Raw genomic sequence first — 21,807 nt, 5'->3', positions numbered from 1 at the left:
CGGTGGCACAGCGCCCACGCCCCGCCGACGGCCAGGTCGAGCCCGGCCGGGCGGTGCGGGAGGGCCGAGCACCCGGCGGGCAGGATGACGGCATGACCCCCATGTCCTCCTCCGGTGTGGTCGGTGCAGCAGGCCGGGTCGGCGAGCCGGTCGAGGTGCGCACCGGCGACCTGCGGCTGGCCGGGCGGCCCCTGCCGGTCACCAGCCCGGCCCGCGTCTACGTCTGCGGGATCACCCCCTACGACGTCACCCACCTCGGGCACGCGGCGACGTTCGTGTGGGCCGACGTCCTGGGGGCGGTGCTGCGGACGGCCGGCGTCGAGGTGGTCGTCAGCCGCAACGTGACCGACGTCGACGACGTCCTCACCCGGGCCGCCGACGCCCGCGGCCGCCACTACGACGAGTTCGCGCTGAGCCAGGAGTTCGCCTTCGAGCAGGACATGCGCGCCCTGGGCGTCCGGCCCCCGACGCACGCACCGCGGGCCCGGCACCACATCGGTCACGTGCAGCAGCTCGCGGCGGCGCTGCTGCGGGCCGGCCGGGCCTACGTGCGCGAGGGGCACGTGTTCTTCCGCGGGGCGGGGGTCGTCGAGGCGGCCGGTCTGGACGCCGGCCGGGCGCGGGCGCTGGCCGCCGAGTTCGGCGATGCGCCCGAGGAGGACCCCGCCGACCCCCTGCGGGAGGACCCGTTCGACGTGCCGGTGTGGCGGCCGTCGGGCGAGCGCGACCCCGCCTGGCCCTCGCCCTGGGGGTGGGGCCGGCCGGGGTGGCACGCCGAGTGCGCGGCCATGGCGACGGCGACCCTCGGCCACGGCGTCGACGTCCTGGTCGGCGGCGCGGACCTGGCCTTCCCCCACCACGCCCACCAGGCGGCGATGGCCGAGGCCGCGTCCGGTGTGGGGCCGTTCGCGCGGGCGCGGGTGCACGTCGGCGCGGTGTCGCAGGACGGCGCCAGGATGGCCAAGTCGACCGGCAACCTGACCCTCGTCTCCGAGCTGCTGCGGGTGACCAGCGGACCGGTGCTGCGGCTGCTGGTGCTCGACCGCCCGTGGGCGCAGCCGTGGGAGTACCGGCCGTCGTCGATCGGGGGCGCGCAGGCCCGGCTGGACGCGCTGTTCTCCGCCGCCGGCCGCCCCGGCTCCTCGCCGGCGGCCGGCCGGGCGGTCGTCGACCGGCTGCTCGACGACCTGGACGTGCCCGGTGCGCTGGACGTCGCCATCGCCGAGGGCGGGGACGCCGCCCGCCGGGTGGTCCGGGTGCTCGCGCTGGGCTGACCGGCTCCGGCGACGAGTTCCGCCGCGCCGGTCGTCCCGGCCACCGTCGGACCGACCCCGGCAGGGTCCTCCGATCCCGCGCGCGGGCGACGACCCGGGTCCTAGCCTGGGCGCGACCGGTCCTCCGAGAGGAAGGTGACGGGTGAGCGACGACGTGCAGCGCCCCGAGATCCGGGTGTTCCTCCTCGACGACCACGAGGTGGTCCGCCGTGGCGTGGCCGACGTCCTGGAGAGCGACTCGCACATCCGGGTGGTGGGGGAGGCCAAGAACGCCGCCGAGGCCCTGGCCCGGGTGCCCGCCCTCAAGCCGGACGTCGCGGTGCTCGACGTCCGGCTGCCCGACGGGGACGGCGTCTCGGTCTGCCGGGAGCTGCGGTCGCGGATGCCCGAGCTCAAGGTCGTCATGCTGACCAGCTACAGCGACGACGAGGCGCTGTTCGAGGCGATCATGGCCGGCGCCTCGGGTTACCTGCTCAAGCAGATCCTCGGCTCGGACCTGGTCAGCGGCGTCCGTGCCGTCGCCGCCGGCGGCTCGCTGCTGGACCCGACGGCCGCGACCGCGGTGCTCGAGCGGCTGCGCCGGGCGGCGCAGCCGGCCGGCCCGCTGGCCAAGCTCAGCGAGCAGGAGCGCACCGTGCTCGAGCTGATCGGCGAGGGGCTCACCAACCGGCAGATCGGCGAGCGCATGTTCCTCGCGGAGAAGACGGTCAAGAACTACGTCTCCCACCTGCTCGCGAAGCTCGGCCTGGAGCGCCGCACCCAGGCCGCGGTGCTCGCCACCGAGCTGCGCGGCACGCCACCGGCCGGCCGGCCCGGCTGAACGTCAGGTGGCGGCCCCGTCCAGAGGCTCGCCGCGAGCGTGCGAGCGGTGAGGAGGACGGGGTCCTTCGTCAGCGCAGCGGCGCCCACCAGCGCAGCCGCGTCCCGCCCTCCGGCAGCGGCTGCACCGCCGCGCCGCCGCCGCGCCGGCGCGCGCGGTCCTCGACGTTGCGCAGCCCGCTGCGGGCGGCCCGCGGGTCGATGCCGCGGCCGTCGTCGGTGACCTCGAGCACCACCTCGTCGGCCACGTCGAGGGTCACCGTGACCGAGGCGGCGCCGGAGTGCCGGGCCGCGTTGCTCACCGCCTCGCGGGTGACGGCCTCCACGTCGGCGGCGAGGTCCCCGGTCACCAGGCTGTCGACGGCGCCGGACACCCGCACGGTGGGGTGCAGGTCACGTCCCAGCGTCTCGGTGACGATGTCGAGCACCCGCCGGCGCAGGCTGGTGCGCGGATCGGCGTCCTCGGCGGTGTGCAGGTCGAAGATGGTCGTCCGGATGTCGCGGACGGTCTCGTCGAGCTGGTGGACGACGGCCCGGATCCGGCGCTGGGCCTCGGCGTCGGGAAGCCGCGGCAGCACCGACTGCAGCCCCAGGCCCGCGGCGAACACCCGCTGGATGACGTGGTCGTGCAGGTCGCGGGCGATGCGGTCGCGGTCGGCGTAGACGTCGAGCTGGCGGGCCAGCCGCGCCCGGGCGGCCATGTCCAGCGCCGCGGCGATCTGGTCGGCGAAGGTGCCCACCAGCGGCTCGAGCGGGGCCGGGAACGCCGGCGCCCCGACCCGGCGGGCGGCGAGCAGCACGGCGTGCTCCGCGTGACTGCCGCGCAGCCGGACACCGATCCACGACCCCCAGGCGACGTCGCCGCCCGGACCCTCGAGGGCCAGCTCGCTGCTGTCGCCGGTCACCACGCGGTCGGCGCCCGCCACCGCCTCCAGCACCGGGTCGGCCTCCGGCCGCAGCCGGACGCCGACCGTCGGTGCCAGGCCCTCGCCGCTCTCCGCCCGGACCACGGAGACGCCGTCCCCGGGGCCGGACCCCTCGACCAGCCAGACGCCGTCGGCCTCGGTGAGCTCGGCGACCCGGGTGACCACCAGGCACAGCGCCTCGTCGATCGAGCCGCTGCTGAGCAGGCAGGCCCGGACGTCGGAGACCGCGGTCGTCCACCGCCGCCTCGCCTCGGCCTCCTCGTACAGGCGGGCGTTGTCGATGGCGATGCCGGCCGCGCCGGCCAGCGCGGTGAGCACCGCCTCGTCCTCGGCGGTGAACTCCCCGCTGCGCTTCTCGGTCAGGTACAGGTTGCCGAACACCTCGCCCCGCACCAGCACCGGGACGCCGAGGAAGGAGTGCATCTCGGGGTGGTGCGGCGGGAAGCCGACCGACGAGGTGTGCTGGCTCAGGTCGGGGATGCGCAGCGGGCGGGGCTCGGTGATCAGCTGGCCGAGCACGCCCTTGCCCTCGGGCAGCGACCCCATCCGGGCGGCGCGCTCCTCGTCGATGCCCACGTGGACGAACGCGGCCAGGCCGCCGCGGGCCGCGAGCACGCCCAGGGCTCCGTAGCGGGCGTCGACCAGGTCGACGGCGGCCTCGACGATCCGCCGCAGGGTGGACTCGAGGTCCAGGCCGGTCGCCACGCTGAGGAAGGCGTCGAGCAGGTGCTGCACGCGGGTCTGGCTGCGGGCCACCGTCGCCAGGCGCTCCTGGACCTCCTCGAGCAGCTCGGTCAACCGCATCCCGGCGAGGGCGGACTCCCGCGCGGGCCGCGCCGGCCCACCGGACGCCGGCGGCCGGGACGCAGCTGCCATGACGGTCGGACCTCCTCCCCGCCGAGACTCGCACGGCCCCGGTGGGAAGGGAAGCCGGGCAGGGTGTCGGTCAGCCGCTGCGCCCGGCCAGGCGGGCGACGCTCCCTGCCGGCTGCCGCGGGACCGTCCGCCAGCCGCGGACCAGCCCGAGGCCGACGCTGAGGTAGCGGCCCGGCCGGGTCGTCGGCGGCGGCCACGGCAGGGTGTCGAGGACGGCGATCTCGCCCGGGTCGGTGACCGAGCGGGAGAGCCCCACGACCGTCACCGTCCAGCCGGTGCGGGTGTCCTCGTCGAAGCAGTCGACCTCGAAGGCGACCACCGCCCCGCGGCGGCCCGGCAGCAGCCGGCTGCCCGCCCGCACCGGGATCACCACGCGGGAGCGGTGCAGCCGGAAGGAGACCGGCTGGATCGCCGGCATCGCATCCAACGTGTAGCCCAGCCGGCCGATGCGCACCGTGTCCAGCAGCCGCTCGCAGTCGGCGGCGGCCAGGACCTCGACCTCCCGGTCGTCATCGGTGGTGGGCACGGGGGTCCTCTCCGAGCTGCGCTGCTCCGGGGACGCGGGGGCGCCCCGCGGTGCGTCCACTGTCGGCGCGGGTCGCGTCGGCGGCGCAGGGACCTACGTCCCGAGCGGGGCGGACCACCGTCCCCGCACGGAGCACCGGCCGAGCACCGGCCGTGCACCGGCCGTGCACCGGCCGTGCACCGGCCGTGCACCGGCCGCTCAGGCCCGCGTCGTCCCGCCGCGGCCGTCGGCGACCGGGTGGCCGCGGCACCCGCCGGAGGACGTCGGGACGCCGACGAGCAGGGCCACCGAGCGCCGCCGCAGGTACGGGGCCAGCAGCACCACGACGCCCGCGGCGACGACGACCGCGGCCAGCGCCGTCCACAGGTCCCCGGCCCGTCGCCGGTACGCGGTGGCGGTCACGCGCCGAAGCGGTGCTCGAAGCGGGCCGACAGCAGCCAGCCGAGGACGGCGGGGACCCAGAACACCAGCAGCCGGAAGACGACCGCGGCGGCGCACGCGCTGGCCAGCGGCGCGCCCAGCGCGGTCAGCGCCAGGACGAGGGAGACCTCGGCGGCCCCCGGCGCGGCGGTCACCGGCAGCACCGACCACAGCAGGTGCAACCCCCCGTACACGGCCGCGGTGGCCAGCAGCGGTACCGAGCCGCCGACGGCGTGCACCGCGGCGGCCAGGGCGGCGCCCTCGAGGGCGACCCCGGCGGCCGACCAGCCCAGCTGCGCGCCCCGCCGCCGCGGGGTGCGGCGCGCCGAGGCCAGCCCGTCGCGCAGGACCCGGGTCACCTGGCGCCGCAGGTGCGGGGCGGTGTCGGCTCGGCGGGCCAGGCCCTGGCCGGCCAGCACCAGCGCCCACGCGCCCACGCCCAGGGCGACGGCGGGGACCAGCGCCTCCGGCGCCCGCCAGCCGGTCAGCCGGCCCTCCACCAGCGCCAGCACCAGGGTGCCGGCGGCGACGAGCACCGCGGCGACGATCGCGCCGGCGACGTAGCGGTCCACCGCCCGCCGCGCGCCCTCGGGGGACACCCCGGCGCGTTCGAGGAACCGCGCGGCCGACCGCCGCCAGCCCTCGCCGCCGTGCACCAGCGAGGCGCCCTCGGCCACCATCGTCGCCCCGTAGGTCCGGCCCAGGGACAGCCGGCGCTCGACGGTCAGCAGCGCCGCGGCCGCGTTCGCCGCGCGGGCCAGCACCGCCAGCACCAGCGCCGCCCCGAGCCAGCGCCAGCCGCCGCGTTCCACCGAGCCGAGGAACGCGGTCGCCCCGGCCAGCAGCGGCACCCCGACGAGCACCAGCCCCGCGCCGGCCGCCACGGCCAGCCGGGCGGGCACCCCCGGCGGGCCGTACTCGGGACGGTCGGGGTCGGGCAGGCCGAGCCGGTCGCGCACCGCGCGGCGCAGCAGGTCCAGCCGCGAGCGGTTCGCCCGCACCTCCGCCCGGGTCGCCGACGACAGGGCGAGCGGCACCAGCGCGGGCAGCGCCGCGGCGACCGCGTCGGCACCGAGGGCACCGACGGCGGAGCCGGCCACGACCGCCGGATCGGTGCGCAGCGCCAACGACGCCATCAGCTCGGCGACGTCACCGGCCAGCGCGTCGTCGTCCGCCCCGGTCTCGGCGTTGCCGAAGTCGACGACCCACGGCCGGCCGACGCCGTCGACCAGGACGCTGGCGGCCACCAGGTCGTGGTGCGCCACGCGGGCGGCGCGCAGCAGCGCCACCTGATCCCAGACCCGGCCGAGCAGCTCGGGGGTCAGCGCCTCGGGCGGGAGGTCGTCCAGCCCGCGGCCGGGCAGGAACTCCTGCACCACCACGGCGCCGCGCTCGGAGCCGCGGGCCAGCAGCACGCGCGGGGCGCACACCCCGCGCTCGCGGGCGGTCATCGCCGCGACCGCCTCGTGCTCGGCCTGCTGGCCCAGCGGCGCCACCGCGTCGGCGTCCTTGACGTCGCGCACCGCCAGCAGCCGCCACAGCCGGTAGAGCCAGTCCCGCTCGTACCGGTCGGGCTCGAGGAACTTGACGTACAGCCGCCGGCCCTCCCCGTCGACCGCCTCGAACGGGTGCGAGCTGCGCGCCCGCACCGCGGCCGGGCGCAGCTCGCGCACGGGCAGGCCGAGGCGGTCCAGCAGCCGCGCCACCCGGGCGGCCGGCACCTCGCGGCGGGGGACGCCGAACACCCAGTGCGCCAGCGAGCCGATCGCCCAGCCCAGCCCCAGCCCGCCGACGACGTCCAGCGGCAGGTGGGCCCCGACGTAGATGCGGGCCAGCCCGACCGTCCAGGCCAGCACCCACACCCCGCGCCGGCCGCGGCGGGTCAGGTACGGGACGGCGGCGGCCGCCATCGCCGCGGCGACCGCGGAGTGCCCGGACACGAAGCCCAGACCGGTGACCGGCCCCTCGGGGAAGTTCACCGCGACGGCGAACCCGGCCGGCCGGGGGCGCGCGACCACCTGCTTGACCAGGTCGGCGGCGACGTAGGCGAGCAGGCCGGACACCAGCAGGTCCCGGGCCAGGCGCACCCGCCTGGTCAGCGCGGCGACGCCCGCCAGCACGGGGACGGCGACCACGTTGCCCAGCTGCATGACCACCCAGACGACCGGGAAGAGGATCGCCGGCAGGTCGTTGACCAGCTGGAAGACGTCCCGCTCGAACGCCGACAGCTCGCTGCGCTGGGCGACGAGGACACCCAGGCCGAGGACGGCCAGACCCAGGACCGCCCGCACCAGGTCGACCGGGTGCCGCTGCACCGGCCGGGAGCCCGCGCGCACGGGACCCGGCCGCCGCAGCCGGGGCTCGGCGGGGGGCACGACGCGCGCGGTCATGCCCGCAGTCCACACCGCGGCGGCCCGCAGGGAGAGGGTCTTCCGCCTCCGGCCGGGCCGGAGGGCGCCGCGCGGTCAGGGCACGCGGCGGGTCCAGGTCGGCTCCACCGCGGCCCACTCGCGGGTCCAGCGGCGGTCGCGGCAGCGGCCGAGCAGCCAGCAGAGGGCGCCGTGGGCTGCGCCGAGGAGGGCCAGGAGGAGGGCCAGGACGCCGAGCCAGCCGAGCGTCACCAGGACGACGGTGCTGCGGGCGACCTCCCGGGAGGTCGTGGGCTCCTCGGCGAGCCGCCCGTCGCGACCGGCACCGAGGTCAGCACGAGCAGGGTCAGCAGCAGCCGCGCGGCGACCTCCACCCGGTCGCTGCCCCGCGCGAGCGCGCTGCGACCCGGGAGGAGGCCCAGGGTGAAGCGCCGGAGGGCCCGCAGCGGGGAGCTGTTCGGGGACGCGGGCACGGGAGGCCTCCCTCCGGTGGGAGCCGGACACCGGCGAGTGTCCTGCGCGCCGCGGCGCACCGACGCGGTCCGAAGGCGCTCCGGGGAGGGACTTGGGGCCCGGCCGGCTACAGCCAGCCCAGCACCGAGGCCCCGATGCCGACGTAGAGGACGCCGCCGGGCACCACGCCGACCAGGGTGGCCAGCGCGTGCGGCAGCCAGCGCACGCTGGACAGGCCGGCCGCGTAGCTGACGATCCAGAACGGCACCGGGCTCAGCCGGGCGGTGAGGACGGCGAGGAAGCCGCGGTCGCGGAAGAGCCGGTCGGCCCGCCCCAGCCGCCGTCCGGCGAGGCGGACGACGGCGTCGCGGCCCAGGGACCGCCCGACGGTGAACCCGCCCACCCCGCCGAGCCACCCGGCGACCACCGCCACCGCCAGCCCCGCGGGGAAGCCGGCCGCGGCGCCGAGCAGCAGCGACAGGGCCGTCCGCGGCACCGGCGTCATCAGCGCGCCGGACACCCCGAGGACGACGGCGGCCCAGCCGAGCGGCCCGGCGGCGTGCAGCCAGCCGCGCAGCGACGGGACCTCCGGGCGGTCGACCGTCAGGGCCAGGACGACCGCCGCGGCGAGCAGCAGGCCGAGGACGCCGAGGCGCAGCCACGCCCTGGCAGGCTGGCCGGCGTGCTGGTCCGTGCCCTCGACCCGGCCGCCGACCTCGCCGTCGCCGCCGAGCTGCTGGCCGTGCAGAGCGCCGCCTACGCGGTCGAGGCGCGGCTCCTCGGGGACGACCGGATCCCCGCGCTGCACGAGGACCTCGACGGGCTCCGCGGCGCCGGGCTCGCCTGGCTCGGCGCCGTCGACGGCGACGGACGCCTGGCCGGCGCGCTGGCCTGGTCCGAGGACGGCGGCGTCCTCGACGTCGAGCGCCTGGTCGTCGCCCCCGCCCTCGCCCGGCGCGGCGTCGGGACGGCGCTGGTCCGGGCCCTGCTCGACCGGGCCGGGGAGCGGCCGGCCGTCGTCGCCACGGGGCGGGACAACGCCCCCGCCCGGGCGCTGTACGAGCGGCTCGGCTTCGTCCGCACCGGCGACCGGGAGGTGGCGCCCGGCCTCTGGGTCACGACCTACCGGCACGGGAGCTGAACTCCGGGGCTGCGGCGCACCCGCCCACGCTACGGCCGCCCGCGCTACCGCTGCCCACGCGACGGCCGCCCGTGCTACGGCCGCCCTCCCCGGCGGGCAGGGACGGACCGGTTGCCGGCGCTGGGAGGGTGCGGAGGTGACCACCGACCGCCTGCCCGCGGACTCCTCCCACGCCCAGCAGCTGGCCCACGCGATCGAGGCGGTCCGGTACCGCATGGGTCGCGCGGCCGCCGTCCCCGGCCCGAGGTCGCGGTGGCGCTCGACCCCCCATGCCACGCACCTGTCTGTGACCGACGGGGCAGGGCCGCTGGCACGACGTCGCCTGGAGCCGGCGACCCCTCGGCGACGCGGGGGACGACGACGCGGGGGACGACGACGCGGGGGACGATGACGCGGGGGACGATGACGTGCCGCCCGAGCCGCCGCGCTGAGGTCCGAACGCCGCGCTGAGGTCCGAACGCCGCGCTGAGGTCCGAGCCGCCGCGCTGAGGGAGGCTGCCGGCATGAGCCCCCTGGCCGAGCACGAGCAGCAGATGGTCGACCTCACCGCGCGGTTCGTCGACGAGCGGGTGCGCCCGCGGGTCGCCGAGTTCGAGGCCGAGGACCGCTACCCCGAGGAGTTCGTCGAGGAGATGAAGATCCTCGGCTGCTTCGGGCTGCTGGTGCCCGAGGAGCACGGCGGCGCCGACGTCAGCACCGCCTGCTTCGCCCGCGTCACCGAGGAGCTGGCCCGCGGCTGGATGAGCCTGGCCGGCGCGATCGGCGGGCACGCGGTGATCGCCCACCTGATCCGCACCTTCGGCACCGAGGCGCAGCGGTCGGCGTACCTGCCGCGGATGGCCGACGGCTCGCTGCGGGCCACGATGGCGCTCACCGAGCCCGGGGGCGGCAGCGACCTGCAGAGCATGCGCACCCACGCCGACCCCGACGGCGACGGCTACCTGGTCACCGGCAGCAAGACGTGGATCTCCAACGCCCGGCACGCCGGGCTGGTCGGCCTGCTCTGTCGCACCGACCGGGACGCGACCCCGCCGCACACCGGCATGGGCGTCCTGCTGGTCGAGCCGGCCGACGGGCTGACCGTGGGACCGAAGATCCCCAAGCTCGGCTACCGCGGCATCGAGGCGTGCGAGCTGGTCTTCGACCGGATGCCGGTACCGGCGTCCGCCCTGCTCGGCGGCGAGCCCGGTCGGGGCTGGGCGCAGATGATGCGCGGGCTGGAGGTCGGCCGCATCCAGGTCGCCGCCCGCGCGGTCGGCGTCGCGCAGGCCGCGCTGGCCGCGGCCACCCGCTACGCGCAGGAGCGGGAGTCCTTCGGCAAGCCCATCTGGCAGCACCAATCTGTCGGCAACCTGCTCGCCGACATGGCCACGAGGGTCTGCGCCGCCCGGCTGCTCACCGCCGACGCCGCGCAGCGCTTCGACAGCGGCGCGCGGGCGGACATGGAGGCGGGCATGGCCAAGCTGTTCGCCTCGGAGGCGGCGGTGCAGGTCGCGCTGGACGCCATGCGGGTGCACGGCGGCTACGGCTTCTCGAAGGAGTTCGAGGTCGAGCGGTACTACCGCGACGCGCCGCTGATGGTCCTCGGTGAGGGCACCAACGAGATCCAGCGCAGTGTCATCGCCGCGCAGTGGATCGCCCGACACCGGACCTGACAGCGGTCCGCCCGGTGGGTGGTACGTGCGTGCGTCTGGTGTGCAGGTCCCCGGCGCTCCCTCGAGGGCTGAGCCGCCGAACGAGCAGCAGTCGTCGGTCCCCCACGTCTGCTCGTGGCAGGGGGAACCGCACGTCGGCCTCGTCTGTCCACCACGCCCGTGGGCAGACCGCTTCGGGCGACCGGTCACGTCTCCGCGGCCGCCGCCGTGGAGACCTCGTCGTCCAGTTGGGGGGCGTCTCCGGCCGGGTCGGCAGCACGGCGACCGTGCCGCGCACCGGGTCGACCGTCGCGGTGGTGCCTGTCCCACCCGTCCAACCCCGGGGCCCCGGTGAGCCCCGCGTGGACAGCGCGTCCTGGAGGACAGATACTAGGACGTCCAACTAATTCGGCCCGGCGGCGTCCGCGGGGCCGGACGACCAGGGAGTGGCATGCCCGCCGAGCGGTCCGACCTGCACGTCCCCGTCCACCCGGTGCGATTCGTGACCGCGGCGAGCCTCTTCGACGGGCACGACGCCGCGATCAACGTGATGCGCCGGCTGCTGCAGAGCCAGGGCGCGGAGGTGGTGCACCTCGGGCACGACCGCAGCGTCGACACCGTCGTCCGGGCGGCGCTGGAGGAGGACGTGCAGGGGGTGGCGATCTCCTCCTACCAGGGCGGCCACGTCGAGTACTTCACCTACCTGGTGGAGCGGCTGGCCGAGGCCGGCGCCGGGCACGTGCAGGTGTTCGGCGGCGGCGGGGGCGTGATCGTCCCGGAGGAGATCGCCCTCCTCGCAACACGAGGAGTGCGCGTCTTCAGCCCCGAGGACGGCCAGCGCCTCGGCCTGCCCGGCATGATCAACGAGCTGATCCGCGCATGCGACGTCGACCTGACGGCCGAGGGTCCGGACGTCGACGCGCTCCTCACCGGCTCACCGGCCGCGCTGGCCCGGGCGATCACCGTGCTCGAGGCCGGCCGCTCGTCCGACCTGGCGGCGCGGGTGCGCGAGGCCGCGGCCGGGCGCGCCGTGCCGGTGCTCGGCATCACCGGCACCGGCGGCTCGGGCAAGTCCTCCCTGACCGACGAGTTGCTGCGCCGGCTGCGCACCGACCAGGAGGACAAGCTGCGGGTCGCGGTCCTGGCGATCGACCCCACCCGGCGCCGCGGCGGTGGCGCGCTGCTCGGCGACCGCATCCGGATGAACGCGCTGGAGACCGGGGAGGGCTCGCACACCTTCTTCCGCTCGCTGGCCACCCGCTCGGCCGGTGCGGAGACGCCTGCGCACCTGGACGACGTGCTGTGCGCGGTCCAGGCGGCCGGCTTCGACCTGGTGGTCGTCGAGACGCCGGGCATCGGGCAGGGCGACGCGGGCATCGTGCCGTTCAGCGATGTCGCGCTGTACGTGATGACGCCGGAGTTCGGCGCCGCGTCGCAGCTGGAGAAGATCGACATGCTCGACTTCGCCGACGTCGTCGCGATCAACAAGTACGAGCGGCGCGGCGCGGAGGACGCCCGCCGCGACGTCGCCCGGCAGCTGGTGCGCAACCGCGAGGCGTTCGGGCAGCCGTGGGAGGAGATGCCGGTCTTCGGCACCAGCGCCGCCCGGTTCAACGACGACGGCGTGACCGCGCTCTACCAGGACCTGCTCGGGCTGCTGGTCGAGAGAGGGCTGCCCGCGGGCGCCGGCGTCCTGCCGCGGGTCGACGTCCGGGCGTCCTCGGGGCTGACCAGCGTGGTGCCGTCGTCCCGGTCGCGGTACCTGGCCGAGATCGCCGAGGCGGTGCGCGGTCACCACGCGGCCACCGAGGAGCAGGCCGACGTCGTCCGCCGGCGCCAGCACCTGACCACGGCGGCCGAGGTGCTCGAGGGCGACGCCGCCGACGCCGCACGCGCCGCCGCCGAGGTCGCCGACGCGGAGCTGTTGCCCGAGGTGCGCGCCCTGCTCGACGAGTGGCCGGCGCGGGTGCAGGCCTACTCCGGCGACGAGTACGTCTACACGGTGCGCGGCCGGGAGATCCGCACGCCGCTGACCCGCCAGACGCTCTCGGGCACCGAGGTGCGCCGGGTCTCGTTGCCGCGCACGACCGACGAGGCCGAGCTGCTGCGCTTCCTGCGCCGGGAGAACCTGCCCGGCTCCTACCCGTTCACCGCCGGGGTCTTCCCGTTCAAGCGGTCCGGCGAGGCGCCGGCGCGGATGTTCGCCGGCGAGGGCGACGCCTTCCGCACCAACCGCCGGTTCAAGCTCCTCTCCGCCGGGAGTGAGGCGACCCGGCTGTCGACGGCGTTCGACTCGGTCACCCTCTACGGCCGCGACCCCGACCCGCGGCCGGACGTCTACGGCAAGGTCGGCACGTCCGGGGTCTCCATCGCCACCCTCGACGACATGCAGGTGCTCTACAGCGGCTTCGACCTCTGCGCGCCGACCACCTCGGTGTCGATGACGATCAACGGCCCGGCGCCGGCGGTCCTGGCGATGTTCCTCAACACCGCGATCGACCAGCGGCTCGCCGCGTTCCGCGCCGAGGAGGGCCGGGAGCCCGACACGGGAGAGGCCGAGGAGATCCGCGCCTGGGTGCTGGCCAACGTCCGGGGCACGGTGCAGGCCGACATCCTCAAGGAGGACCAGGGCCAGAACACCTGCATCTTCTCCACCGAGTTCGCGCTGCGCTGCATGGCCGACATCCAGCAGTGGTTCATCCAGCACCGGGTGCGCAACTTCTACTCGGTGTCGATCTCCGGCTACCACATCGCCGAGGCCGGGGCGAACCCGATCAGCCAGCTGGCGTTCACCCTGGCCAACGGCTTCACCTACGTGGAGTCCTACCTGGCCCGCGGCATGGCGATCGACGACTTCGCGCCCAACCTCTCCTTTTTCTTCTCCAACGGCATGGACGCCGAGTACTCGGTGATCGGCCGCGTCGCCCGCCGCATCTGGGCGATCGCGATGAGGGAGCGCTACGGGGCCGGCCCCCGGTCGCAGCAGCTGAAGTACCACGTGCAGACCTCGGGCCGCTCCCTGCACGCGCAGGAGATGGACTTCAACGACATCCGGACGACGCTGCAGGCCCTCTGCGCCGTCTACGACAACGCCAACAGCCTGCACACCAACGCCTACGACGAGGCGGTGACCACCCCGAGCGAGCACTCCGTCCGCCGGGCCCTGGCCATCCAGGTGATCATCGACCGCGAGTGGGGGCTGGCCGGCAACGAGAACCCGCTGCAGGGCTCGTTCGTGATCGAGGAGCTCACCGACCTGGTCGAGGAGGCGGTGCTGGCCGAGTTCGACCGGATCGCCGAGCGCGGCGGTGTGCTGGGCGCGATGGAGACCGGCTACCAGCGCGGGAAGATCCAGGACGAGTCGATGCTCTACGAGCACCGCAAGCACGACGGCAGCCTGCCGATCGTCGGGGTGAACACCTTCCTCGACCCGCGCTCGCGTTCCGAAGCGCCCAAGCCGATCGAGCTCGCCCGCGCCACGGAAGGGGAGAAGGAGTCGCAGCTGCAGCGGCTCGCGGACTTCTCCGCCCGCCACGCCGACGAGGCCCCGGCCGCGCTGGCCCGACTGCAGCAGGTGGCGATGGAGGGCGGCAACGTGTTCGCCGAGCTGATGGACGCCGTCCGGGTGTGTTCGCTCGGGCAGATCTCGGAGGCGTTCTTCGAGGTCGGCGGGCAGTACCGGCGCAACGTGTGAGAAAGGACCCCCGTGCCCCCCGAGAAGGACCCCGTCCCCCTCACCCCTCGCACGCTCGGGGTGAGCCTCCGGACGGGGCCGCCCGAGCTCGGCGCGGGCCCCTGCACGGGGGCCGTTCCATGGCGTCACCGGCCGTTCCAGCACGTCGCCAGGGACGACCTGGGGACGGCGGTCGAGCTGCCGCGCCCGCCGCGGCGGGTGGTGTCGCTGGTGCCCTCGCTGACCGAGGCGCTCGCGGCCACCGTGCCCGACCGGCTGGTCGGCGCCACCGACTGGTGCACGCACCCGGCCGACCTGGACGTCGCCCGGGTGCGGGGCACCAAGAACCCCGACCGGGCGGCCATCGCCGCCCTGGCGCCGGACCTGGTGGTCTGCAACCGGGAGGAGAACCGGAAGCTGGACGTCGAGCGGCTGCGGGCGGCCGGGGTGCCGGTGTGGGTCACCGTCGTCGAGTCGGTCGACCAGGCGCTGGCCTCGCTGCGGCGGCTGTTCGGCGAGGTGCTCGACGCGGGGGAGCCGGAGTGGCTGGCCGCGGCCGCGGCGGTGTGGGCCGAGCCCGCACCCGAGCCCGCACCGCGGACCGGGCTGCGGGTCGCCGTCCCGGTGTGGCGCGACCCGTGGATGGTGGTGGGCTCGCGGACGTTCACCGGCGACGTGCTGGCCCGGCTCGGGCTGGTCAACGTCTTCGCCGAGGCCGCCGACCGCTACCCCAGGGTGGACGTCGAGGAGATCGGCGCGGCCGGCCCGGACGTCGTCGTCCTCCCCGACGAGCCGTACGTCTTCACCGCCGACGACGGACCCGAGGCCTTCCCCGGCACCCGCTGCGCCCTGGTCTCCGGCCGCGACCTCACCTGGTACGGGCCGTCGCTGGGCCCCGCCCGTGCGCGGCTGCTGGCGGCGATCACCTCGGCGCCGCGTTGACGGCGCGTGTGCGCACCAGCAGCCTGTGGGGATGACGGTCCTGCCCCTCCCGACCCGCGGACGGTGGGTGTGGGACGCCCACGACAGGGGCCGCGCGGTCCGGGTGTCCACGCACGGCGAGGTCGGCCTGCTCAACCTCTCCGTGTGGCGGGACGAGACCTGCGTGGGCACGGTCAAGCTCCGGCCGGGCGAGGCCGCCGAGCTGGTGGCCGCCCTCACCGACGGCCTGGCGCAGCTGGCGGCCGAGGCGGGCCGGCCGTCCGCGTCCCCGGGAGCCGCCCGGCTGGCAGCTCTAGAGCAGCGGCTGGCGGAGGTGGAGTCCCGGCTGGCAGTGCCGGCCTGGCGGCGGGTGGCGGCCGACGCGGCCGCCCTGGCCGAGCGCCTCCGCCGCCGCGGCTGACCCGCGCGGCCACCCCTTCCCGGGCAGGCCGGCGACTCAGCGGGAGAGGTACCGGAGGACGGCTCGGACGCGGCGGTGGTCGTCCTCGCTGGGCGGGAGGCCGAGCTCGTCGTAGATGTGCGAGGCGTGTCCGACGACGGCCTTCTCGGTGATCGACAGCCGGCGGGCGATCGAGGCGTTGCTGCGACCCTCGGCCATCAGCGCGAGCACCTCGAGCTGGCGTGCGGTGAGCCGGTCGAGCGCGTCGTCGTCCCGGCGGGCGCGGGCGAGCATCAGGGCGACGACCTCCGGGTCCAGCACCGTGCCCCCGGCGCGGACTCGGTCGAGGTCGGCGCAGAAGGTGGGGATGTCGGCGATGCGCTGCTTGAGCAGGTACCCGATCCCGGAGGGCCGTTCGGCGAGCAGCTCCACGGCGTAGCCACGCTGGACGTGCTGGGAGAGGACGACGATCGCGATCCGCGGCCGGGTGCGGTGGATCTGCAACGCCGCGACCAGACCCTCGTCGGTGTGGGTGGGCGGCATCCGGATGTCGGTGACCACCAGGTCGGGGTCGCGCTCCTCGGTCTGACGGACGAGTTCCGCGGCGTCCGCGGCGGTGCCGACGACGTCGTGGCCGGCGTGCTCGAGGACGTGGGCGAGCCCCTGCCGCAGCAGGGCCTCGTCCTCGCCGATCACGATGCGCACGGCAGCTCCGCGACCAGGACCGTGCCACCGCCCACGGCGCTGCGCACCTGCAGCCGGCCGCCGAGGGTGTCGACCCGGTCGGCCACCCCGTGCAGTCCGGACCCGCTCGCGCTGGCGCCTCCGACCCCGTCGTCGTGCACCTCCACGACCAGCCGGCCGTCGGTGCTGGCCAGCCGCACCAGGAGGTGACGGGCCCGGGCGTGCTTGAGCGCGTTGGTCAACCCCTCCGCGACGACGAAGTAGGCGGTGCTCTCCACCGCCGGCGCCAACCGGTCGTCGATCGCCCCGAGGTCCAGCCGGGTCGGCACCGGCATCCGGTCGACCAGGTCCTCGGTGGCCGCCGCCAGCCCCCGTTCGATCAACGCGGCCGGCATGACCGCGTGCACCAGCCGGCGCAGCTCCGCGGCCGCGGCGTCGATGCCCACCCGCAGGGCGACGGCTGCCTCCCGTGTCCCGGCCGGCGCACCGGGGCCCTCGGCGACCTGTTGGGCGTCCATCGCCAGCAGCACCAGCCGCACCTGCAACCCGTCGTGCAGGTCGCGGGCGATCCGGCGCCGCTCCCGGTCACCGGCCTCGACGATGCGGGCGCGGGAGAGCCGCAGCGCGTCCTGGCTGGCCCGCAGCTCGGCGGTGAGCCGCTCCCGGTCGACGGCGATCGCGACGACCCGTCCGGCGGTGCGGACCAGCTCGGCGTCGGCGATCAGCGTGGCGTCGTAGACGATCGCACCGACGCGCCGCCCGGCCAGCTCGATCTCGACGGCCCGGCGTCCCGAGCCGGGTTCTGGCAGCTCGACCGGCACGCCGTCCGCCGCCACGTACCGGTCGTGCGCCCGGAAGACGAGCTGCAACGAGTCGTCGCCGAGGGTGCGGGCCAGCGCGTCGGACAGCGAGAGACGGGCGCCGCCGGAGGCGCCCAGCCACTCGGCCAGCTCCTCGATCTCCTTGGTGCGGGTGAACCCACCGCGCAGTACGCCCAGCGTGAACGCGACCGGGATCCCGGCCAGCACGGTCAGCTGGACGAGGGCCACCGTCTCGGGCCGCAGCCCGTACGCCGGCGCGATCCAGTTCGCGATGACCGACAGCGACGGCACCGCCAGGGTCCCGTACGCCGCCAGCGGGGCGAGCACCCGGCGCTGCGCCGGGGTGGCCCGGCGCAGCCGGGCGACCAGGATCCCCGCGGTCGCCAGCAGCACCACGCCGCCGGCCGCCTGCTGCACCCTCGCCCCGGTCGCCGCGAGGTCCGGCCGGTCGGCCACGACGAGCAGGTCGAACGGCGCCGGTGCTCCGGTGAACAGGTACAGCGGAGCCTGCAGGACGAGCGCCACGACGTACGCGGCGGCGACGACCACCCGGGACGCCGGAGTCAGCAGCCGCCCGGACGGGAACGCGAGCAGCAGGTGGATCACCACCGCCAGCGGCGCCGTGGCCAGCACGGTGCCGACCGCGATCAGGACCCGGTTCGGGACGTTGGCCAGGTCCGCCGCGAGCCAGGCGAACGCCCCGAGCAGGAGCACGGCACCGAACCGGTTCCTCGGCCGGCGCCACCAGGCCAGCAACCCGGCTCCGGCGTAGACCCACGCCACCACGACGAACAGCGCCAGCGCCGCCGGTGGACCGACGGGCGTCTCCAGCACCAGCGCCAGCTCGACCACGCCCAGGGCGAGCACCGCCACGCCGACCAGCACCAGCGCCGCGCCCAACGACGACCGCGCAGTGAGGCGCGCGATGCCCACGCCGAGATGGTGACAGCCCCGGCGCCCCGCTCCAAGGGACCTGGGTCGGGTTCGACCAGGCGACCCAACTCCCTTGTCCCCGGTCCGGGCGGCCACGAGCGTTGACGCCGCAGCGGGACACCCCCTGCCTGACGAACAGCACCGGGGAGCACCGCACCGAGGAGAGACACGATGGCCACCGCCGACACCCTTCCGCCCACCGGGGCCCTCCCCACCGTGCCCCCGATCCGGTGGTCGCTCACCCGGTTCCTGAGGCAGCGCGTCGCCGCCAGGCGCCGCCTCCCGACGACGGTGGCCCGTCCCGCCCTCCCCTGTCCCCGTCGCTTCGGGAACAGCTACCTCTGGCCCGACGGCACCTGGACCCACTGCGGCTGAGCCGAGCCGGAGCCGGGTCTCCCGGAGGGTGACCCGGCTCGGCGGACACCCCGGGGCAGGTCGGGGTCGGGTTCGCGCGATGGCGAGGTCCGCCCTGAGCGGGTCGTCCAGGGCGGACGTCGCGGAACGGGGTACTAGCGTGACCCCGTGCAGCCTGCCTCCGGCCCCCTGACCGGGATCCGCGTCGTCGAGCTGGCCGGGCTGGGTCCCGTCCCCTACGCCGGCATGCTCCTGGCCGAACTGGGCGCCGACGTCGTCCGCGTCGACCGGCCCGGCGGCGGCACCCTCCTGGTGGACCCGGAGCAGGAGGCGCTGCACCGCAGCCGCCCGTCGGTCGCCGTCGACCTGAAGACCCCGGCCGGCCGTGACGTCGTCCTCCGGCTGGCCGGGGCCGCCGACGTGCTCGTCGAGGGGCTGCGCCCCGGTGTCACCGAGCGGCTCGGCGTCGGCCCCGACGACGCCTGCACCCGCAACCCGCGGCTGGTCTACGCCCGGATGACCGGCTGGGGCCAGGACGGCCCGCTGGCCGCCCGCGCCGGCCACGACATCAACTACCTCGGCCTCACCGGCGCGCTGCACGCCATCGGGACGGCGGACAAGCCCGTCCCCCCGCTCAACACCGCCGCCGACTTCGGCGGCGGCTCGCTGTTCCTCGTCGTCGGCGTCCTCGCCGCGCTGGTCGAGCGGGCCACCAGCGGGCGGGGGCAGGTGGTCGACGCCGCCATGGTCGACGGCGCCAGCTCGCTGGTCACCATGGTGTACGGGCTGCTCGGCGCCGGGCTCTGGCAGGACCGCCGGGCGGTGAACCTGCTCGACGGCGGCGCCCCCTTCTACGACACCTACGCCTGCGCCGACGGGCGGCACGTGGCGGTCGGCGCGCTCGAGCCGCAGTTCCACGCCCAGCTGCTGGCCGGCCTCGGCATCGACGCCGACGAGCACGGCCGCCAGCACGACGTCGCCCGCTGGCCCGAGCAGCGGGCCCGGATCGCCGGCGTGTTCACCGCCCGCACCCGCGACGAGTGGACGGCGGTGTTCGAGGGCACCGACGCCTGCGTGACCCCTGTCCTCGGGCTCACCGAGGCCCCGACGCACCCGCACCTGGCCGCTCGCGGCACCTTCGTCGACCGCGACGGGCAACCCGAGCCGGCCCCGGCCCCGCGCTTCTCCCGCACCCCGGGCGCGGTGCGCGGCGCGCCGCGGGCCCCCGGCCAGGACACCCGCACGACCCTGGCAGCCTGGGGCTTCACCGAGGACGAGGTCACCGGGCTGCTCGAGCGCGGCGCGGTCGTCCAGACGGACTGAACCGGCACGGCACGGACAGCGACTCCCGGAGGAGGCCCGGTGGCGGACGAGGTACTGGTCGAGCGGCGCGACGGCGTCTGCGTCATCACCATCAACCGGCCGGGCGCGAAGAACGCCCTGGACCGCGCCGTGGCCGAGGGGGTGGCGGCGGCGGTGGACGAGCTCGACGCCTCCGACGAGCTGCGGGTCGGCGTCCTCACCGGCGCCGGAGGCACCTTCTCCGCCGGCATGGACCTCAAGGCGTTCCTCCGCGGGGAGACGCCGGCGATCGAGGGCCGCGGGTTGTGCGGCATCACCCAGGCCCCGCCCCGCAAGCCGCTGCTCGCCGCGGTCGAGGGCTGGGCGCTGGCCGGCGGGTTCGAGCTGGTGCTCGCCTGCGACCTGGTGGTGGCGGCCGAGACGGCCCGCTTCGGCGTCCCCGAGGTGAAGCGCTCGCTGGTCGCCGCCGGCGGTGGCGCGCTGCTGCTGCCCCGGCGGGTGCCCTACGCCGTCGCGCTGGAGATGCTGCTGACCGGTGACCCGCTCGACGCCCCCCGCGCGGCCGAGGTCGGGCTGGTCAACCGGCTGACCCCCGAGGGCGGCGCGCTGGACGGCGCGCTCGAGCTGGCCGCCCGGATCGCACCGAACGGCCCCCTGGCGCTGGCCGCCACCAAGGCCGTCGCCCGCGGCAGCGCCGACTGGACCTTCGCCGAGGGCTGGGCGCGCCAGGCCGAGATCACCGCCCCGGTGTTCGCCAGCGAGGACGCCCGCGAGGGTGCCGCCGCCTTCGCCGAGAAGCGCGCGCCGGTCTGGCGCGGCCGCTGAAGCAGAAGGACCCCCTGCCCCCGCCCCGAGCTCGGTGACAGACTGGAACGGCCCCTCTGCAGGGTCCCGCCCCGAGCCTGGTGACAGACTGGAACGGCCCCTCTGCAGGGTCCCGCTGCGAGCCTGGTGACGGACTGGAACGGCCCCTCTGCAGGGTCCCGCTGCGAGCTTGCGAGCGGCGGGGGGCAGAGGGGTCCTTTCTCAGTCGACGGCAACCCGGCCGGGCGGCAGCAGCGGCTCGCGCCGGAGCTCGGCGCGGGCCACCGAGCGCAGGTGCACCTCGTCCGGCCCGTCGAACAGCCGCATCGCCCGGTGCCAGCCGTACATGGCCGCCAGCGGGGTCACGTCGGTGACCCCGGCGCCGCCGTGCACCTGGATGGCCCGGTCGATGACGCGGGTGGCGGCCCGGGGGACGGCGACCTTGGCCATGGCCACCAGGTTCCGCGCGGCCTTGTTGCCCTGCGTGTCGATCACGTGGCAGGCGTGGTGGCACAGCAGCCGCGCCTGCTCGATCTCCAGCCGGGACTCGGCGACCTGCTGCTGGACGACGCCCTGCCCGGCCAGCGGCCCGCCGAAGGCCACCCGGTCGCGCGCCCGCGCCACCAGCAGCGCCAGCGCCCGCTCGGCGGCGCCGAGGGCGCGCATGCAGTGGTGGATGCGGCCGGGGCCGAGCCGGGCCTGGGCGGCGGCGAAACCGCCGCCCTCCTCCCCGAGCACGTTGGTCACCGGCACCCGGACGCCGTCGAAGCGCACCTGGGCGTGGCCGTGCTGGTCGTGGTGGCCCATCACCGGGTAGTCGCGGACCACGGTCACGCCCGGGGTGTCGCGCGGGACGATCACCATCGTCTGCTGCCGGTGGGTCGGCGCCGACGGGTCGGTCTTGCCCATGGTGATGAGCACGGCGCAGCGGGGATCCATCGCGCCGCTGCTCCACCACTTGCGGCCGGTGATGACGTACTCGTCGCCGTCGCGCTCGATGCGGGTGCCGATGTTGGTGGCGTCGCTGCTGGCGACGTCCGGCTCGGTCATCGCGAACGTCGAGCGGATCTGGCCGTCCAGCAGCGGCTCGAGCCACTCCTTCTTCTGCTGCTCGGTGCCCAGCAGGTGCAGCAGCTCCATGTTGCCGGTGTCCGGCGCGGCGCAGTTGATCGCCTCGGGGGCGAGGTCGAGGCTCCAGCCGGACAGCTCGGCGATCGGCGCGTACTCCAGCTGGGTCAACCCCGACTCGGCGGGCAGGAACAGGTTCCACAGGCCCCGCTCGCGGGCCTTCCGCTTGAGCTCCTCGACGACCGGGGGGACCTCGTGGCCGTCGGGGCCGGCCGCCCGGCGGTGCGCCAGGTAGTCGCCCTCGGCCGGCAGCACCTCCTCGCGCACGAAGGCGAGCATGGTGTCGTACAGCTCGCGGGCGCGGGCGGACGGTGCGGGCAGCTCGTAGTCCGTCATGGTGGCTCCTCCT

19 protein-coding genes are annotated in these 21,807 nt (G+C 76.2%); 9 read left to right on the top strand and 10 right to left on the bottom strand.

What is annotated here, in order from left to right; genetic code table 11:
- Positions 1–92 precede the first annotated feature (92 nt).
- Both DQ238_RS02505 and DQ238_RS02500 read left to right on the top strand, forming a co-directional pair.
- The gene (locus DQ238_RS02505) at positions 93–1,274 is read left to right on the top strand and encodes a cysteine--tRNA ligase (RefSeq protein WP_113779897.1); all 1,182 of its coding nucleotides are present in this window, start codon (positions 93–95) and stop codon (positions 1,272–1,274) included.
- Between the two features lie 142 nt (positions 1,275–1,416).
- Positions 1,417–2,094 carry a response regulator transcription factor gene (locus DQ238_RS02500; protein WP_305037550.1) on the top strand — a complete coding sequence of 226 codons (678 nt, stop codon included), beginning with the start codon at positions 1,417–1,419 and terminating at the stop codon, positions 2,092–2,094.
- A 70-nt stretch (positions 2,095–2,164) separates the two neighbouring features.
- On the opposite strand, the gene DQ238_RS02495 is transcribed toward DQ238_RS02500, so the two are convergent.
- The 7 genes from DQ238_RS02495 to DQ238_RS02470 form a co-directional block, all read right to left on the bottom strand.
- Positions 2,165–3,895: a GAF domain-containing protein gene (locus tag DQ238_RS02495; RefSeq protein ID WP_113779731.1), complete on the bottom strand. Its 1,731-nt coding sequence runs from the start codon at positions 3,893–3,895 to the stop codon at positions 2,165–2,167.
- 70 nt (positions 3,896–3,965) lie between these two features.
- Complete coding sequence (locus DQ238_RS02490; RefSeq protein WP_158550696.1) at positions 3,966–4,421, bottom strand: pyridoxamine 5'-phosphate oxidase family protein; 456 nt, start codon at positions 4,419–4,421, stop codon at positions 3,966–3,968.
- Between the two features lie 198 nt (positions 4,422–4,619).
- The gene (locus DQ238_RS02485) at positions 4,620–4,823 is read right to left on the bottom strand and encodes a hypothetical protein (RefSeq protein ID WP_113779729.1); all 204 of its coding nucleotides are present in this window, start codon (positions 4,821–4,823) and stop codon (positions 4,620–4,622) included.
- Positions 4,820–7,231 carry a phosphatase PAP2 family protein gene (locus DQ238_RS02480; RefSeq protein ID WP_113779728.1) on the bottom strand — a complete coding sequence of 804 codons (2,412 nt, stop codon included), beginning with the start codon at positions 7,229–7,231 and terminating at the stop codon, positions 4,820–4,822. The genes DQ238_RS02485 and DQ238_RS02480 overlap by 4 nt, the downstream gene beginning before the upstream one ends.
- 75 nt (positions 7,232–7,306) lie before the next feature.
- Complete coding sequence (locus tag DQ238_RS22655) at positions 7,307–7,462, bottom strand: hypothetical protein (RefSeq protein WP_158550695.1); 156 nt, start codon at positions 7,460–7,462, stop codon at positions 7,307–7,309.
- Positions 7,459–7,683, bottom strand: a complete 225-nt coding sequence (locus DQ238_RS02475; protein WP_113779727.1) for a hypothetical protein — start codon at positions 7,681–7,683, stop codon at positions 7,459–7,461. Before DQ238_RS02475 ends, DQ238_RS22655 begins: the two co-directional genes overlap by 4 nt.
- 107 nt (positions 7,684–7,790) lie before the next feature.
- Positions 7,791–8,471, bottom strand: coding sequence for a TVP38/TMEM64 family protein (locus DQ238_RS02470; RefSeq protein WP_233495650.1), 681 nt, complete (start codon positions 8,469–8,471; stop codon positions 7,791–7,793).
- Here DQ238_RS02470 and DQ238_RS02465 point away from each other — a divergent pair.
- The 5 genes from DQ238_RS02465 to DQ238_RS02445 all read left to right on the top strand — a co-directional run bounded on the left by DQ238_RS02465 (position 8,406) and on the right by DQ238_RS02445 (position 15,453).
- Complete coding sequence (locus DQ238_RS02465) at positions 8,406–8,804, top strand: GNAT family N-acetyltransferase (RefSeq protein WP_199506095.1); 399 nt, start codon at positions 8,406–8,408, stop codon at positions 8,802–8,804. The genes DQ238_RS02470 and DQ238_RS02465 overlap by 66 nt on opposite strands.
- Positions 8,805–9,307: 503 nt before the next feature.
- Positions 9,308–10,459 (top strand): acyl-CoA dehydrogenase family protein, encoded by a 1,152-nt coding sequence (locus tag DQ238_RS02460; RefSeq protein WP_113779726.1) that lies wholly within the window; start codon positions 9,308–9,310, stop codon positions 10,457–10,459.
- Positions 10,460–10,889: 430 nt separating this feature from the next.
- On the top strand, positions 10,890–14,132 hold the full coding sequence (gene icmF / locus DQ238_RS02455) for a fused isobutyryl-CoA mutase/GTPase IcmF (RefSeq protein WP_113779725.1): 3,243 nt from the start codon (positions 10,890–10,892) through the stop codon (positions 14,130–14,132).
- A 12-nt stretch (positions 14,133–14,144) separates the two neighbouring features.
- Positions 14,145–15,053 carry a helical backbone metal receptor gene (locus DQ238_RS02450; protein ID WP_233495649.1) on the top strand — a complete coding sequence of 303 codons (909 nt, stop codon included), beginning with the start codon at positions 14,145–14,147 and terminating at the stop codon, positions 15,051–15,053.
- Between the two features lie 31 nt (positions 15,054–15,084).
- The gene (locus tag DQ238_RS02445) at positions 15,085–15,453 is read left to right on the top strand and encodes a hypothetical protein (protein ID WP_113779724.1); all 369 of its coding nucleotides are present in this window, start codon (positions 15,085–15,087) and stop codon (positions 15,451–15,453) included.
- A gap of 36 nt (positions 15,454–15,489) precedes the next feature.
- Here DQ238_RS02445 and DQ238_RS02440 read toward each other — a convergent pair whose 3' ends face one another.
- A complete protein-coding gene (locus DQ238_RS02440) occupies positions 15,490–16,137 on the bottom strand; it encodes a response regulator transcription factor (protein ID WP_113779723.1) in 648 nt (215 codons plus the stop codon).
- Positions 16,125–17,870: a histidine kinase gene (locus tag DQ238_RS02435; protein ID WP_113779722.1), complete on the bottom strand. Its 1,746-nt coding sequence runs from the start codon at positions 17,868–17,870 to the stop codon at positions 16,125–16,127. The genes DQ238_RS02440 and DQ238_RS02435 overlap by 13 nt, the downstream gene beginning before the upstream one ends.
- A 522-nt stretch (positions 17,871–18,392) precedes the next feature.
- On the opposite strand from DQ238_RS02435, the gene DQ238_RS02425 reads away from it, so the two are divergent.
- Together DQ238_RS02425 and DQ238_RS02420 are read left to right on the top strand one after the other, a co-directional pair.
- Positions 18,393–19,547 (top strand): CaiB/BaiF CoA-transferase family protein, encoded by a 1,155-nt coding sequence (locus DQ238_RS02425; protein ID WP_113779720.1) that lies wholly within the window; start codon positions 18,393–18,395, stop codon positions 19,545–19,547.
- A 39-nt stretch (positions 19,548–19,586) separates the two neighbouring features.
- The gene (locus DQ238_RS02420; protein WP_113779719.1) at positions 19,587–20,351 is read left to right on the top strand and encodes a crotonase/enoyl-CoA hydratase family protein; all 765 of its coding nucleotides are present in this window, start codon (positions 19,587–19,589) and stop codon (positions 20,349–20,351) included.
- A gap of 201 nt (positions 20,352–20,552) precedes the next feature.
- Here the strand turns inward: DQ238_RS02420 and DQ238_RS02415 are convergent, their stop codons facing one another.
- Positions 20,553–21,794: an acyl-CoA dehydrogenase family protein gene (locus tag DQ238_RS02415; protein WP_113779718.1), complete on the bottom strand. Its 1,242-nt coding sequence runs from the start codon at positions 21,792–21,794 to the stop codon at positions 20,553–20,555.
- Positions 21,795–21,807 lie beyond the last annotated feature (13 nt).

Origin of the sequence: Geodermatophilus sp. TF02-6 (genome assembly GCF_003319115.1) — a bacterium.
Lineage (GTDB): Bacteria > Actinomycetota > Actinomycetes > Mycobacteriales > Geodermatophilaceae > Geodermatophilus.
This window is presented reverse-complemented; position numbering and strand designations above follow the sequence as displayed.